The following is a 15,396-nucleotide window of genomic DNA, read 5'->3' as shown; positions in this document are numbered from 1 at the left end:
TCAACAGACAAGGTTAATGTATCCAAACAAAAAAGACTGTCGATTAAAACCCGAAATCCTTCGGATTTGTCGACAGTCTGAACCCTTTGCGTAGCAAAGGGTTTTTGTTAATTTCATTCCATTTCCAAGACAATTGGACAATGGTCGCTGCCCATAATATCGCAATGAATATCAGCATTTTTTATCCGGTCTCGCAAAGTTTCGGAGACGATAAAATAATCTATCCGCCAGCCAATGTTCCGTTCCCGAACCTTGTTCATGTAGCTCCACCAGGTGTAGGCACCCTCCTGGTCCGGATAAAAATGGCGGTAGGTGTCGATAAATCCGGAGGCAAGAAGCGTCGTCATCTTTCCGCGTTCCTCATCGGTAAAGCCGGAATTGCCTACATTTGATTTATGATTTCTCAGGTCAATTTCTTTATGGGCGACATTTAAGTCCCCACAAAGCACGACCGGTTTTATGATGTCCAACTCTTGAAGATAATGAAGGATTCGGTCTTCCCACTCCAGACGGTAGCCCAACCTTGCCAAATCCCGTTGCGAATTAGGCGTATAAACATTAACCAGGTAAAAGTCTGCGAACTCCAGAGTTAGAATTCTTCCTTCCTGTTCCGATCCATCTGACCCTAGCCCGTATTTGACCGAAAGGGGCTCAATTTTTGTAAAAACAGCCGTTCCGGAGTAGCCTTTCTTTTCGGCATAATTCCAAAACTGATAATATCCTTCCAAGTCCAAATTAATCTGGCCTTCTTGGAGCTTTGTTTCCTGCACACAGAAAATATCCGCATCCACCTCATGGAAATAATCCAAAAATCCTTTATTGACACAGGCCCTAAGCCCGTTTACATTCCAAGATACCAACTTCATAAATCAGACTCTCCCTCGATGTCTTCTAATATAAAAGTCATTGTACCAGCTAGGGAATGACAATTAAAGTATTTTGATTATTTTCAAAAAAAGAAGGCTGAATCAGCCCTCTTCGTAAAATGATTATTCAACATCAAAAACTTTCACTTCAACCATTTTATCGCCATTTCTCATGTTTTTGGCAGTTTCTAATCCGGAAGTAACTTGACCAAAAACAGTGTGGACGCAATTTAAGTGTGGCTGGGATTCATGTACGATAAAGAATTGCCTGCCTCCAGTGTCTCTGCCGGCATGTGCCATGGAAAGAGCACCCGGAACATGTTTATGAGGGTTGCCTGCAGTTTCACACTTGATAGTATAACCAGGTCCGCCCATCCCTGTTGAAATGGGTTGACCATGCACCTTGCAAATTTTATTATGGTAATATAAATGACAGATGAACAAAACTAGCAAAAAACTTATAATGAACATCTAATACTGTATCTTTGTATTATTCCAATATACAATAAATTTCACCACTATAAGATACTGAAGCACTTAACAAATTCTTTAAGTTATCTATAACATCTATCTTATTCTGCTTTATCATCGCTAAAATAAAATCCTCTGATTTATTAAAATGCTCCTAAAACTATATTAGTGAATTCTAACATGATTTCGTTCGTTAAGACCTTTTTTAATAAATAGGTCTTCATGAATGCATACTTGTTTTACTAAAATACAATCTATTTGTTAGATTAGTTTTTTATCAAACCAACTTTCAGTGATAAAAGAATTAAAGTCATATCCCTCCAATTCTAAATTTGTAACATGATCTGTAACGATAACCTGCGGTCTTATTCCTGTCTCATTATAAATATCTTCAATTTCATCCAATAAAGCTTTATAAATCATTTTGACTGCCTTAATATCTTTTTCATTTTGATTATTGTCACTAATTGGACCTGAGGTGTCAGGAAAATAAACTTGACTTGGTTGATCAAAAAACAAAAATTTTGGAATTGAGGAATTTTCCTGGCTGCAAAAATATCGTAATAAAGACATAAACAGACCAATATGACAAGATAACCAATTTGCTCCACTACCCATTTCGCTCAGATATATTCTTGATTTATTATTTTTATCATTATGATATAAATCGAATGTATCTTCTAATTCAAACACGAGTTTTGGCGGTTGAAATTCCTCTTCAAAATCTAACTTACTTACTATATTATTCATATGTTTATTAATATAAGTTTTTGCCTCTGCATAATAATTATCTAGAACATAGCCTGCTATTTTTTCTTTAAGTTCATTAATGTTATTTTTTAAATCATCTATGTCTTGTTCATTTAAAAATGTAAAAGTATTACTTATTAAATCAATTTCTAAATCAATTTTAGCTTTTGCATAAATTACTTGTTCCGATAAAATCTTTCCGTTTTGTATTTCTTGATTTATTCGTTCTAATTCGTCTACCTTAGCTAATTGAGTTCTTATTTCACTTTCTATTTCTTTTATTTTTAATTGGTAATTATTAATTTCTTCACCATACGAATTTTTGTACAGTTGTACTTCTGATATTTCTTTTTGCAGCCAATTGATCGAATTAAGTACTTGATTAATCTCTTCATTGACGCTAGTATGTTCATTTCCGCATAATGGACAGACATAGGAATTTATTTGCGGGTTAGAGAAGCTAGATTTATCTCTCAATTTAGATAAATTTTGTATATACTCTGTTCCATAATGTTCACTGTTCTCTAGGTTTGAAAGTATCAGTTCATATTTATGTTTTAGTCTTCTTTTCTCCTCCAAAATTGCTATTGCCTCTTTATACTTTTGTTTTAAGTCTGTGCTGAAATAACCTCTTTCATTAATATTAGGAAGATTATTCCTTAATAAAATAAGCTCCTGAATTGATATATCTTTATCCAATTTTTCCCCTATTAACATATAATAGTTATTAAACGTCTGAAATAATTGTTCCTTTTTCTGCTCAAGATATTTTTTCTTACTAATATTTTCCTTTTCCATTCTTTTGAAATTGTTTAGTAGTAAATCTAATTGATATTTATATGTATAATATTGTTGGTCAACCCAACCTGAAAATACAGGGAACTGATTAATAACCTTCTCTCGTTTTCTAGAATCGTCAAATCTGTAAAACAAAGCAAACTTACTAGCAACAAGATTTTGATGTTGAAGCAAAAAGGACATCATATTCCTTATACTAGGCCGCCCCTCTTTTCTTGAATCAATATCAGTTGTTGTATCGGTTATGGTTAACCCCAACAAATTTTCTATTTCTCTTATTACCCTACTTTTTTGAATAAAGTAATTTTCGGTAAAGTATTCTAGAGTAATTTTTTCTATATCGATTTCTGGACTCTCAACCTTAAGAAACATGGATCTTCTGCCATCATAATTAAAATTTCTACGACCTATAATTAAATCTTCGTTGTTTACTTTTAGGACTATAGAATAAAGATATGTAAAATCTGTGATTTTTCCCTTTGGAATAGTGGAATTGTTACTCCCAAAACAATAATCTATTATTTCAAGCAACGCACTTTTTCCACTTTTTGACTGTCCAGTTATTATATTTAAGCCATTTGTAAATTTAATAAATCGCTTCTCACCAGAAATGTTAAATAATATAATAGATTTAATATATGAATTCAAACCTCTTTCACCCCAATTTTTAAAAAAATATCGAAAGGTCTATAATCCGAAAAAATTCTCCCTAAGTAGTAGGCTGCTTTGTAATATTCCCTAATTTGTAAGTTCTTTGTATTCTGATACTTTGGTGACCCAACTAGTTTTAACTTTTGTTCGAACTCTAATAAATTTTCATTACAAGCTACTATAATTGATTGATTAGTTAAATTTTTATAGATTTCATATCTTTTCTCAATTCCAGCAATATTGAGTAATTTATTGTTGTCAATAAATAACGAATAAATGGAACTTTTAGCATTTGCATTTCTTAATACATTCCTCGAAGGTTCATATAAAACGTAAGGAAGGATCAAATATGCCAATGGTAGTTCAACATCCTTACCATATCCTTGTACAAAATGTGGAATGATCTTGCTACAAAAAAAAGGATTTAAAGAAAGGGATTTAATATATTCACTACTCATTCTCATCCTCCTCTATATACCAATAAACATTCCCGTCATCGACAATTTCATGAATTACACCATTTTGGAAGAAACGGGTATTACTTTTTATCATGCCAAAGTTCTCCAGTTCCATTGTCATTGCTTTATTAAAAAATTTCTTAGCGCCTTTAATTCTATGATTTTCTTCTTTTTCTGATAAATCTAAAACATAATTTTCTTTAATGTGGTTTAATTTTTTACTTAAACCATTTTTATAAGATTTTACATCGTCAAAAAATATAAGATTGTCATTGAAATATTCAATTACTGTACTATTCTTTCTCCAAACATCGTTAATTGCTTCTTTAACCTGGTTATCATACTTAATTCTAATAATTTCTTGAACAAATTTATGATCTAAATATTTTTCTACATTACTTAGTTCCTTTCCGCCATACTTGGAGGGTATAATTCTACCATTATTTGCAAAACGATCTCTTAATTCAATTGTTAAACTTTTAAACTCACTAAAATTTATATGCCAAGCAAAAGGAGGAGTTGTTGGTTTATTTATGACATATCCTAACAACTCATTAACGTACGAGTCAAAGTCATCTTCACTTACATTCTGAAAATGTGGGTGCTGTTGTATCTCTTTTCTAATCAAGGTAATATTATTTTCCCCTGTATGTAGTGCAACTCTACTAATTATTAACTTAATTTCTTCTTCCGTGAAAGTATTAAAGATTTTATCGTATAACTCCCTGAACGTCTTTTCCTTCTTTCTTCGTTCCATTCCTACTTCTTTCAGTTTACTTAACCTTTCATCTGCACTTTTTGATTCCCAGTCATAAAATGCAGATTCTTCATCAATAATTGATGTTGTTAGTAAGATGTACGATTTAAAACGTTTCATTTCTTCTTTGTTAATTAACCAGTTTTTTAGTGTATTCCAGAATTCACTATCCCTATCAACCATGTTATGCTCATCAACATGATGTTTTACTTCCATTTGAAAGGAATCATCACTTGAAATCTTTGAAATATCTCCGAATTGTTCAACAAAAATAACTTCATTTTCTCTTAAACTACAACAATGCTTTAATACTAAAAGATAATGATAAATATCCCCTAATTTTGTTAAAGTGTCATCATTTTTTAACCTTTTCAAAATACTATTAGTCCCCTTTCATAAAACATCTAAAAATTCACCTCTAAAAAACCAAGATTAAATTTCGTATATCCTTATCAATGTATTGATACCTTTGTTTCCTTGTTTAATGGATATTACTTAAGGAATTTTGTACCAGACAAATGAATTTGCTACAGGAAAATGATACCATAATATCATTGGAAATTTGTAGCTACTAAATACATTTATTGTATAATTGTGTAATAATTTGTATTGAAATAGAACAAAAAGTAATAATTAGTAAAAATTGAAGGATTCATTAAATCTAAAATGTTAAGGAGAATTTAATATGAGTAACAAAGATACTTTTCATTAGAAATGGGGACAATTGAAGATTCTTTAAGAAGAGATTACTATCATTTTAAGGATCAGCTTAAAATACTTGAAGAATCCATATGTCTAGGAGAAATTTTACATAACAATGAAGAATGGACTTACGCAAGGAGTTTAAAGGAAGAGTATTTTAATAAAATGAATGAATTATTAGGATATATGTCTGATTTTATCGTACAGAAAAATGATATTGAAAAAGAATTAAAAAACAACAATGGAAAGTAATTATAGGTGGTGAAAAAAAAGAGTCTAAAAAATAAGTCCTTCTCCACTGAGAAGGACTTAATTAATTTAACCTTCCATATAAAGAAGGCTAATTTTTCACTTTGATATTAACTACCGTACTACCTTTTATTACTTATCGAAAACTTCTACTTTTTCCATTTTGTCGCCATTTCTCATTTTAAGGACAGCATCCATTCCGCTTGTTACTTTACCGAATACAGTATGAACACCATTTAAATGTGGTTGTGGTTCATGAACTATAAAGAATTGGCTGCCACCTGTATTTTTACCAGCGTGTGCCATTGATAATGAACCTACCTCATGTTTATGTGGATTACCCTCAGTTTCACATTTAATTGTATAACCTGGGCCACCTGTGCCATTTCCAGTTGGACAACCTCCCTGAGACACGAAACCAGGAATTACACGGTGAAATGTTAGACCATTGTAGAATCCGCTGTTGGCTAATTTTTCAAAGTTTTCTACTGTTCCAGGTGCTTCATTTGGGTAAAGTTCTAATTCAATTTTTTCTCCATTTGCCATTTGAATGATACCTTGTTTTGTCATGTCATTTACCTCGCTTTTTTGTAATACTGTTTTACAGGAGTGTTTTCATGGCTCAAACTTTCTTTACAACAACAATCTCAAGGAAACGGTCAGCGCCTTGTCGCTCAAGGTGTTTCTGAAGTAGTTCTTGGAATGTATTTACGACCCTATTCGAGTTCCCGTTGGATCCCCGCCTTGTGAAACAAATCCAGGAATTACTCTGTGAAACACGACACCATTATAAAAGCCAGAGTTAGCTAATTTCTCAAAGTTCTCAACAGTTCCAGGTGCTTCATTCGCGAATAAATCAAACTCGATCTTTTCGCCGTTTTCCATCAATATGTATCCTTTTTTAGCCATTTTTCAACACTCCTTATGTAAAAAATCATCTTTATCATACACTTTTCAAAACAGAAAAGAAAGTCTGGCACATTTGCCCATTTATATTTCTCCTGTCCCCGTGTTACACTATACTTACCCCTTCCGAACTTTTCGCTTGTTGCGGGACACTTAACCACTGTACGGACGGAAGGGGTACCTGGTGCCAAACCGTTGGCATCACAAAAAAGCCGAGCACTAGTCTCGGCTTTTCCTATTTAATCCCGTTGTTCAAGCCAGCGATAAAAACCATATATAACAGACCAAAAGATCAAATAACCAAAAAACGAATAAATATGCTCCCACTGTTCGGAATGGCGGAACAGGCCGAGTGCTTCGGCTAATTTTTCCCCAACCGGCATAAGCAGGCTGACGAACAAAATGATTCCAATCCTTCCCCATTTCTTTACCTGTAAAATCAAATGCAAAATCAGCACAACGAATATCGGCAAGACAATAAGAGTAAAGTCAATATTAATCGAAAACTCCTCAGGCAACGGCCTGACCGGAAATTCATACATGCCACGTGTGACAAAAAAATGGTCAAGCAATGTACCGAGAATTATGGCCATAACCGCAACCGCAAAATAGGGCTTATTCCAAAAAATTGATCGTTTTTTTTGCAAAGGCGGCAATTTCGAGCCGTTCAAGTGTTTTACAGTATTCATTTCTAATCTCCCCATCAATATTTTCCAGTTCATCCGCCAAATAATCGACGACCTTCAAGTCTTGAAACCAATCTCCCGGTTCCGCTTTCGGCTGACGAACATTTTTCCAGGCATATTCAAGCTTCGGACTATAAAATTTTCTCGCACCTTTGTTCAGCCGGCACGATTTTAATCTAAGAGGGAACGAAAAACCCGGAGTTCCCTCATTCACATCATTAAATAGATGCGGCCAGTAATCCTTTCTTGAGCCGGTATGAGGATGTGTCCTAGCCCAAGCAACGACCTGACTTAGCAAATCTTTATTATTGAACAGGACAAAATATAACCGTTTTCCAAGTAAAATTCGTTCATGCAGTGATTCAAAATGATGCAATGTCTGCCCTATTAATTCCTCTCTTCCATATGGAAACAAAATGTGGTTAAAGGAAAGCAGGTCCTGAAGCATAAATTCGAGCTTACTTAGAACTTCTTTTTGATAGACCTGATTTTGGATCACCCGGTATTCCAGATAGCTTTGTTCATTGACAACCATTGCCATGCAATGAATATAGGGATCCCGATTCCTCCAAAAATGATTCCAGATTGTCTCCATAAAACTCGAAACATTAAAATGAGGCAGCAAATAAAATAATGGTTTGTTTTGTTTCAAGCTCTCCTCATAAAGGAGAAATTGCGGATAGATATCCTGAAATATTAACCAATTCCCACGTTCCAAAAATAAAAAAAAGGTTTCCTGGTCCTTTTTGGACATCAGCTTGGCAAGAAACTCCCCTTTTAAATCCGACATATTATAGCCGCCGTTACGCGACACCATATGCCCAAAAAATGCCCAATGAATTTCCGGATGTCGCAGATAAAAATCAAGGTAGGCCTTCGTTCTAGTGACATTGTTCAGATTTTGTTCTTCGGTTATCCTTCTAATTTTTCCCACAAGTTTCTTTTCGACAAGACTTGGCTTGCGGCTTGCAGCATTGATTCCTTTTAATTTTCGTTTCAATTCGTCGCGAATTTGGTCGAGCGGGGTCTGGTTTCGATTCCTCACAAAAAAAATGGCGGATTCCCTCCCTTACGAATGGTCGATAAATAATGGGAATATGTATAGCCTAGGGAAAGTTTTCCGAGAGGAGCGAAGTATAATGGATATTAATCAAGGAATGGTTTGGCTAATCGAGCGGCTTAGAGCGGAACAATCTTCCGACGGCTCTTGGGATTACCCATTTGATACCGGCATTTCAACTGATGCCTATATGATCATTTTATTAAGGACTTTGGAGATACATGATGAAGAATTAATTCAAGGTCTTTGCAAACGGATATTAAGCAAGCAGGAGAAAAACGGGGCATGGAAGCTATTTTACGACGAGGGTGAAGGGAATGTTACGGCAACTTTAGAAGCATATTACGCCCTTTTGTTCTCTGGGAACTATTCAAAAAGTGATCCTCGTCTACAATCGGCAAAAAAGTTTATTTTGGCAGGCGGCGGCTTAAAGGAAGTCGGCACCTATACGAAAATCATGCTCGCCCTGACAGGTCAATATAAGTGGCCTACCTTTTCCCCGCTGCCGATTGAAGTGATTCTCCTGCCTGATATCTTCCCGATAAATTTCTTTTCCTTTTCCGTATTTGCGAGAGCCAATTTGACACCGATTATGATTCTGGCCGCAAAAAAGTTTTCACTTAAAACAAAGCAAACTCCAGATATATCAGAATTAAATCTCCATCGCGACGTAGAGGATCAGTGGATTCGTTCCACTGAATGGCGGTCATTATTATCCTTTATTGAAGACGGAGTAAAAAGTTTAATCGGAATTCCGGGTGAACTGCGCAAACTGGCGATTGACCGCGCAAAAAAATACATGCTCGACAGGATTGAACCGGATGGTACGTTTCTAAGCTACTACAGCTGTACGTTTTTAATGATTTTTGCCCTGCTGTCATTGGGGCGTAAAAAGACGGACCCAATCATTACAAAGGCGGTAGATGGGATTAAATCTATGAAATGCGAAATTGCCGGTCTTCCACATATACAATATACAACGGCAAGTGTATGGAATACTTCACTCATTAGCTATGCCTTACAAACGGCAGGGATTCCGGTTGACGATCCGATGGTTGAAAAGTCAAACCGTTTTTTACTAAAGAAACAGCATGACAAATTCGGCGATTGGATTATCCATAATCCCAATATCCTGCCTGGTGGCTGGGGGTTTTCCAACATAAACACAATCAACCCTGACGTCGATGATACCACTGCGTCGTTAAGATCAATCGCAAAAATGGATCCTCCGGTGGAAAAAGCATGGGAACGGGGAACAAACTGGGCATTTTCCATGCAAAATGATGATGGCGGGTGGCCGGCGTTTGAAAGGGAAACAGAATCAAAGCTGCTTGAATTTCTCCCGCTGGAAAAAGGGGAATTTTTGCTGATGGACCCTTCATGTGCCGACCTGACCGGTAGAACACTTGAATTTTTTGGAAATTATACGAATCTGCCAAATAGTCACACTGTGATTAAAAAAGGAATCGACTGGTTAAGAAAGGATCAAAGACGAGATGGTTCCTGGTATGGGCGCTGGGGGATTTGTTATACGTACGGAACATGGGCGGCCGTTACAGGTTTGTCCGCTGTCGGGGTTTCACCAAACGATCCCTCTGTCCAAATGGCAGTTTCCTGGTTCCGCAGTATTCAAAACCACGATGGCGGCTGGGGCGAATCGTGTCTTAGCGATACGAAAAAGCAATACGTTCCGCTTGGCAGCAGCACTTTGACACATACTGCCTGGGCACTTGACACATTGATTGCAGTATCTGAAAAGCCTACAGCAGAAATACGAAAGGGCCTGGCCTACTTATTGGCTTCACTTGAAAAAGATGATTGGACGACTGACTATCCAAAAGGCCAAGGAATGGGCGGAGCGTTTTATATCCACTACCATAGCTACCGTTATATCTTCCCGCTTCTCGCATTGGCGCATTATCAAAAAAAGTTTGGTTCATAACCCAAAACATCGACGGTATCCTTAGCCGTCGATGTTTTTATTCAGAAGTCAGCTGTGACAGCCCCCGATAAATCTGTACCATCTCTTCGAGCCTCATTCTGACCAATCCACTTGAAGACGGGGCCACGAAGTCAACCGTTCCCGGTACGACCGCCTCCTCCTGGATCCCCCATGGCGCTTCCTTTTTTCCGCTGAATTGCAGATAAACTCCTTTGCCGACATAGCAAACAATTTTCGGTTTTATTACGGCTATCTTTTGTTTTAATATCTCCCTTCCTTCGCGATACTCTTCTTTCGTAATTTCATCGGCAGCTTTTGTTGGCCTCGCGACAATATTAGTAATACCAAACCCCAATTCCAACAGGAGATCGTCCTCCGCTGCCGTAAACTTTCGTGGTGTAAGCCCAGCCTCAAAAAGAATCCGCCAAAACCGGTTATTCGGATTGGCAAAATGATGACCTGTTTCACTTGACCGGATGCTCGGATTAAACCCAACAAAAAGAATATGCAAATGTTCCTTGATACGGTCTGGAACCAAATTCATGAAACTCCTCCTTCCAGCATGTGATATTTTTTTAGCTAATAAGAAATTATAAAATTCTCCAGAATTTTTATAATTTCTTATGTCGCATAAATTCAACTACGCCTCTGTCTTCGTCCTAACGGACTTGCCAATCGGCGAGTTTTTATTTATTTTATCATATCCTTTTCAGTTTCATTTCAGAGTGGCTGACTAAACTTTTTTACAAGAAGAGGAAAAGGGGGATTTCAAGGGAATGAAACAAAAAGGCAAATGGCTTATCATTTTTACAACCTTGTTCATGTTAGTTGCTATCGGCACGCCAGTCTTTGCCGATGATGACGATGATGATGACGAAAAGTATGAGCATTATCAAAAGGACCACGATGAGGATTATGATGACGATGACAACTATGATGACGAATGGAAAAACACTCGGGAGTCACAGGCTCCGATACCTTCGCAAACGGAGTTTTGGAATATTTGGTCACGGGAAGCGCGAAATAACCCCGCCCAGCCGTTACCAATTGATGCACCTACCGAAGTGCTCTTGATAAACGATAACACAGAGAAGCGACTTTACATGATTCCGCAAGACGGTCAGCTTCTCGTTTCTTCGGAGGAATTCGTTAAAGCTCTGGGGGGTAGATCAAAATTTTTTCCACTGACCAAAATTAATGTTTTAACAAATGGGGAGCGAGAGCTGATTGTCAGGGCAGGTTCAAATGCAGCATACGAAAATCGGGTCAAGACTCCAATGCCAGTCCAGGCGGTGGCTTATGAGAATTCCGTTTATATCCCGATTTCAGTGGCTGCGAACGCATTAGGTTACCGGGTGTCTTGGGATGAAGAGAAAACAGCAATGGTTTTGCAAACTTTTTAAAGGAGGATTATTAGAATGGCAAACTCAAAGAAATCAAAATGGCTGATTGGCTTAACCGGCACCGCCCTGTCAGCTTTCGTCATCGGTCAGGTGGGGGGAAATCAACCGAATGGGGAAACACAGTCGATGATTTCAGCACCGATCGATTCGATGAGCAAACAAGAACAGGAATACGTTCAGCTTGATTGGAGCAATTATGAAGTAAATGGCGTCAAGGTTATAGGAGTGGAGAATCGTGATCGACAAACGCGAAGAACGTAAGGAATTGGACTGTTTGACCATCCAAATCATGAATACAGACTTTTATATTGCAGTGACAGACTGTTTGCAAAAAAATTGGAAGGATGTCATTAGCGGTTGGCTGCACTATGTGGAAAAAGAATGGTCAAGGTTTCGTACCGACAATGAACTTGCTCGTATCAATCAACTGAAAACCGGAGAAAAAGTGATCGTCTCACCTCCGCTGATTGATGTGCTGCTACATGCTGAGTCGTATCGGCAAAAATCAGGAGGATTCTTTTCACCCTATCTGCTGCCACAGCTTCAGTTTCATGGCTATGCACATTCCTTCCCCTTCCGTTTAGGAAAGCCTGAAACCGGGAAACCGCCAGCTGTTTTTGATGTACAAATCTCCCCGTTCAGGTTTAATAGGAAGGCTTCCACAGTCGAAAGAGCGGCTCCCGGCCAAATCGACCTGGGCGGAATCGGCAAGGGCTACGCTGTCCAAGCTACCGCAAACTGGTTAAAAAATATCGGCGGGGCAAAAACCGGAATAGTCGATGGCGGAGGGGATATCATTGTTTGGTCCGATGGCAGTAAAACATGGACCATCGGAGTTGCGAATCCACATGACACAGACCTGGATATCACCCAATATCGCATCCAAAATGGCAGTCTCGCTACCTCTAATATCATCTATCGCAGTTGGATGCAGGGGAATGAGAAAAAGCATCATCTAATAAACGGAAAGACAGGACAGCCGGTGGGGACAACGATAATCCAGGCAACCGCCATAACCGATAATTGTCTTGATGCAGAGGTCATGGCAAAGCTTTGCTTTATGGAAAAGGGACAAACTTTAGCGAGTCTGTTAACAGCCATCAATCCAAACTATACGATTCTATTAGTTAATGAGAATGGCAATATGATTCATTCCTCCGGAGGTGCCCTATGAGTGAATATTTTTCCAATTGGACGTTGATTCGTGCTTCAGGTTTTTTGGCGTATTACTTCATGACCCTATCGCTTTCATTCGGATTGATGGGATCGTTTTCGATTATGAAACGCAAAAAGGCTGCACTGGGATCACTTCATCAAACAAGTGGGTGGTATGGATTGCTGACCATATTCTTTCATATTTTGTTAATTTGGCAGGATGATTACGTTCCTTATTCGTTATTAGAATTAATCATTCCGTTTTATGCGAAAAACGCCCCTGTTAATTCGGGGCTCGGTACCATATCGTTTTATTTGTTCTTACTCGTGATCGTTTCGTCAGATTTTTTAATAAAAAAATTGGGATTAAAAAACTGGAAGAAGCTGCATTTGGCTGTCATTCCAGCTTGGCTTTTCATGCTGCTGCACGGCATAGCGATAGGAACGGACAGCTCGGAGCCTTGGGCAATCATTTTATATGCGATGGGAATTGCGATTGTTTTAATCCTTGGTTTACTACGTTATATGGAAGCAAAATTAACATCTCAGTCTCCCTCTGCAAGAGGAAAGCTGAATAAATAATCCGGCAGCCTTCAAGCTGCCGGTTCCTGTTTTTCTGTAAAAATAACGGTAAATGCAGTGCCCTGACCCAGCCTGCTGGTGGCCGATATTTTACCTCCGTGAGCATTAACTATGGATTGTGCAATAGACAGACCCAAGCCTGCACCGCCTTTCTCCCTCGTTTCGTCCCCTCGGTAAAAACGATCAAAAATAAATGGCAGTTTTTCAGCTGCGATTCCGCATCCGGTGTCTTCAATGATAAACCTTATTTGTCCTGCCTCAAGCGTTAAGGTCAGGGTTACCTTTCCTTCCTTTGTGTATCGGAAAGCATTATCAAGCAGGATATAAACTAATTGCTGGATCCTAGTTTCATCACAGGTAAAATAAACTCCTTGCTGGATGTTTTCTATCAATTGAATTCCTTCGGCTCGCAATCGTAAAAACCTTTTACCTATTGAATTGAATAGCTCCGATAGGTTCACTTTCTTTAAATCCAGGTTCAGGTAGTTTTTATCGCTTCTTGCTAGAAATAACAAATCTTCCACCAATTTGTTCATTAAACGTGCTTCCGTTTTCACATCTTCCAGCACCTCATGTCCAAACGGGCTTAATCGGTCTTTTTCTTCCCTCGTTAGCAGATCAACCGAACTATAGAAAATGCTTAGCGGTGTTCGCAATTCATGTGAGGCATCAGAAACAAATTTCTCCTGTTTATCGAATGCTAGCTTAATTGGTTTTATCGCTTGTCCGGCTAAATAATGGCCTAAGAGGGCAAAGATGCCGCAAAATAACAGCGTCAGGACAATTAAAATCAAGGTAATTCTTTGAATCAAATGTCTCTCAGCTGTGATATCCATGCCTAAAATGACAAATCCATGCTGGTCTAAAGACGCATTCATAACAAGAAGGTGTTCTTTTCCCCATTCCAGTCTTTTTACCTGTTCTCGTTTCGACAAATTTATGTTTTTTTCGATCCATTGATTTAACGATGGCTTTGTCTCCTCACCATAAACCAGTTCGCCAGATTGATTGTAAATATAATAAAAAACGGTTCGGTTCGGTTCATAGTCCAGATCGTGGTGGTCATCTTCATAAAGTTCTTCCACTAAATCTTCTTTTTCTTTATTTAAATAAGCCTTTAATTCCTCAACATTTTTATCTATTATTTCATATGAAATAATTACATAAAGTAAGGCTATAAACGAGATTAACAGACACACCAATGATAATGTGTAGATCATAGTCAGCCTAGTTTTTACTTTGTTAAACATGGCCGTTTCTCACTTTATAGCCGATTCCGCGGACATTTTGAATAAATGACTGACGGCCGGGGAGGTCAATTTTTTTTCGCACCAATTTGACTAGTGCGTCAAGGGCGTTATCCGATACCTCGCAATCGTAGCCCCATAATTTTTCAAACAAGATTTCCCTTGTCACGATTTGATTGGCATTACGCATTAATACCTCAAGTAGCTGATATTCTTTTTTCGTCAAATCGATGACGGAACCATTTCGTTGCAATTCATGAGTGTTTAAATCGAGGGTAAATTCTTGGATCGCAATAACGTTTTCTTGTAGAGGCTTTGCTTTTCTGCGGCTTATTGCGCGAATTCGGGCTAATAGCTGATCAAATTCAAAAGGTTTAACTATATAGTCATCTGCCCCTGAATCCAATCCCGTAATAATGTCGTGATTGGCATCTTTCGCCGTTACGAAAAGAATACCGCTTTCAATGCCTTTGTCGCGAAGCCGCTTACAGACCGTTAATCCGTTTTCTCCCGGCATCATCCAATCCAAGATAATGATGTCATAATGAGTAAGGCGGGCATAGTCATAGGCATCTATGCCATTATTAACCCAATCAACCTGATGAAATTCATTTTTCAACAAGTGGGTCATTAGTTTTCCAAGCCGAGCATCATCTTCTGCCAATAAAATATTCATTATGATCACTCTTTTCCGAAAAGTCCCTTATACTATA

At 37.8% G+C, this 15,396-nt stretch carries 16 protein-coding genes and 2 pseudogenes; 6 read left to right on the top strand and 12 right to left on the bottom strand.

What is annotated here, in order from left to right; genetic code table 11:
- Nucleotides 1-113 precede the first annotated feature (113 nt).
- From AR334_RS16785 to AR334_RS16765, 5 genes and pseudogenes are all read right to left on the bottom strand, one after another.
- Nucleotides 114-866 (bottom strand): exodeoxyribonuclease III, encoded by a 753-nt coding sequence (locus tag AR334_RS16785; protein WP_066313781.1) that lies wholly within the window; start codon nt 864-866, stop codon nt 114-116.
- Nucleotides 867-989: 123 nt separating this feature from the next.
- Nucleotides 990-1,247: pseudogene (locus AR334_RS16780) on the bottom strand (peptidylprolyl isomerase); the annotation flags it as partial.
- A 351-nt stretch (nt 1,248-1,598) separates the two neighbouring features.
- Nucleotides 1,599-3,533 carry a DUF3732 domain-containing protein gene (locus AR334_RS16775; protein WP_066313773.1) on the bottom strand — a complete coding sequence of 645 codons (1,935 nt, stop codon included), beginning with the start codon at nt 3,531-3,533 and terminating at the stop codon, nt 1,599-1,601.
- Nucleotides 3,530-3,994 carry a three component ABC system middle component gene (locus AR334_RS16770; protein WP_066313772.1) on the bottom strand — a complete coding sequence of 155 codons (465 nt, stop codon included), beginning with the start codon at nt 3,992-3,994 and terminating at the stop codon, nt 3,530-3,532. The genes AR334_RS16775 and AR334_RS16770 overlap by 4 nt, the downstream gene beginning before the upstream one ends.
- Nucleotides 3,987-5,126: an ABC-three component system protein gene (locus AR334_RS16765; RefSeq protein ID WP_066313763.1), complete on the bottom strand. Its 1,140-nt coding sequence runs from the start codon at nt 5,124-5,126 to the stop codon at nt 3,987-3,989. The genes AR334_RS16770 and AR334_RS16765 overlap by 8 nt, the downstream gene beginning before the upstream one ends.
- 339 nt (nt 5,127-5,465) lie before the next feature.
- Between AR334_RS16765 and AR334_RS16760 the strand changes: the two genes are divergently transcribed.
- A complete protein-coding gene (locus AR334_RS16760) occupies nt 5,466-5,705 on the top strand; it encodes a hypothetical protein (protein WP_066313759.1) in 240 nt (79 codons plus the stop codon).
- A 129-nt stretch (nt 5,706-5,834) separates the two neighbouring features.
- On the opposite strand, the gene AR334_RS16755 is transcribed toward AR334_RS16760, so the two are convergent.
- From AR334_RS16755 to AR334_RS16740, 4 genes and pseudogenes are all read right to left on the bottom strand, one after another.
- Nucleotides 5,835-6,272, bottom strand: coding sequence for a peptidylprolyl isomerase (locus AR334_RS16755; protein ID WP_066313757.1), 438 nt, complete (start codon nt 6,270-6,272; stop codon nt 5,835-5,837).
- Between the two features lie 153 nt (nt 6,273-6,425).
- Nucleotides 6,426-6,611 (bottom strand): annotated as a pseudogene (locus AR334_RS16750) (peptidylprolyl isomerase); the annotation flags it as partial.
- A gap of 236 nt (nt 6,612-6,847) precedes the next feature.
- Nucleotides 6,848-7,297, bottom strand: a complete 450-nt coding sequence (locus tag AR334_RS16745) for a CBO0543 family protein (protein WP_301337169.1) — start codon at nt 7,295-7,297, stop codon at nt 6,848-6,850.
- The gene (locus tag AR334_RS16740; protein WP_156431291.1) at nt 7,224-8,339 is read right to left on the bottom strand and encodes a DUF2515 domain-containing protein; all 1,116 of its coding nucleotides are present in this window, start codon (nt 8,337-8,339) and stop codon (nt 7,224-7,226) included. The genes AR334_RS16745 and AR334_RS16740 overlap by 74 nt, the downstream gene beginning before the upstream one ends.
- Before the next feature lie 94 nt (nt 8,340-8,433).
- On the opposite strand from AR334_RS16740, the gene shc reads away from it, so the two are divergent.
- Nucleotides 8,434-10,296, top strand: a complete 1,863-nt coding sequence (gene shc / locus AR334_RS16735) for a squalene--hopene cyclase (RefSeq protein ID WP_066313750.1) — start codon at nt 8,434-8,436, stop codon at nt 10,294-10,296.
- A 37-nt stretch (nt 10,297-10,333) separates the two neighbouring features.
- Here the strand turns inward: shc and AR334_RS16730 are convergent, their stop codons facing one another.
- Nucleotides 10,334-10,840: a mismatch-specific DNA-glycosylase gene (locus AR334_RS16730; protein WP_066313749.1), complete on the bottom strand. Its 507-nt coding sequence runs from the start codon at nt 10,838-10,840 to the stop codon at nt 10,334-10,336.
- A 232-nt stretch (nt 10,841-11,072) separates the two neighbouring features.
- On the opposite strand from AR334_RS16730, the gene AR334_RS16725 reads away from it, so the two are divergent.
- The 4 genes from AR334_RS16725 to AR334_RS16710 are packed head-to-tail and all read left to right on the top strand — an operon-like array spanning nt 11,073 to nt 13,436.
- Nucleotides 11,073-11,699, top strand: a complete 627-nt coding sequence (locus tag AR334_RS16725; RefSeq protein ID WP_066313743.1) for a copper amine oxidase N-terminal domain-containing protein — start codon at nt 11,073-11,075, stop codon at nt 11,697-11,699.
- 15 nt (nt 11,700-11,714) lie between these two features.
- Entirely contained in the window at nt 11,715-11,960 is a 246-nt protein-coding gene (locus tag AR334_RS16720) for a hypothetical protein (protein ID WP_066313737.1), read from the top strand.
- Nucleotides 11,935-12,873 carry an FAD:protein FMN transferase gene (locus tag AR334_RS16715; protein WP_066313732.1) on the top strand — a complete coding sequence of 313 codons (939 nt, stop codon included), beginning with the start codon at nt 11,935-11,937 and terminating at the stop codon, nt 12,871-12,873. Before AR334_RS16720 ends, AR334_RS16715 begins: the two co-directional genes overlap by 26 nt.
- Complete coding sequence (locus AR334_RS16710; protein ID WP_082692974.1) at nt 12,870-13,436, top strand: ferric reductase-like transmembrane domain-containing protein; 567 nt, start codon at nt 12,870-12,872, stop codon at nt 13,434-13,436. The genes AR334_RS16715 and AR334_RS16710 overlap by 4 nt, the downstream gene beginning before the upstream one ends.
- An 11-nt stretch (nt 13,437-13,447) precedes the next feature.
- Here AR334_RS16710 and AR334_RS16705 read toward each other — a convergent pair whose 3' ends face one another.
- Together AR334_RS16705 and AR334_RS16700 are read right to left on the bottom strand one after the other, a co-directional pair.
- Nucleotides 13,448-14,686 carry a cell wall metabolism sensor histidine kinase WalK gene (locus AR334_RS16705; protein ID WP_066313726.1) on the bottom strand — a complete coding sequence of 413 codons (1,239 nt, stop codon included), beginning with the start codon at nt 14,684-14,686 and terminating at the stop codon, nt 13,448-13,450.
- Nucleotides 14,679-15,359, bottom strand: a complete 681-nt coding sequence (locus AR334_RS16700; protein WP_066313723.1) for a response regulator transcription factor — start codon at nt 15,357-15,359, stop codon at nt 14,679-14,681. Before AR334_RS16700 ends, AR334_RS16705 begins: the two co-directional genes overlap by 8 nt.
- Between the last annotated feature and the right edge of the window lie 37 nt (nt 15,360-15,396).

It is taken from the genome of Bacillus sp. FJAT-29814 (assembly GCF_001510715.1).
Classification (GTDB): domain Bacteria; phylum Bacillota; class Bacilli; order Bacillales; family Cytobacillaceae; genus Neobacillus.
The sequence above is the reverse complement of the archived record's forward strand: the minus strand, read 5'-3'. Positions and strand labels throughout refer to the sequence as shown.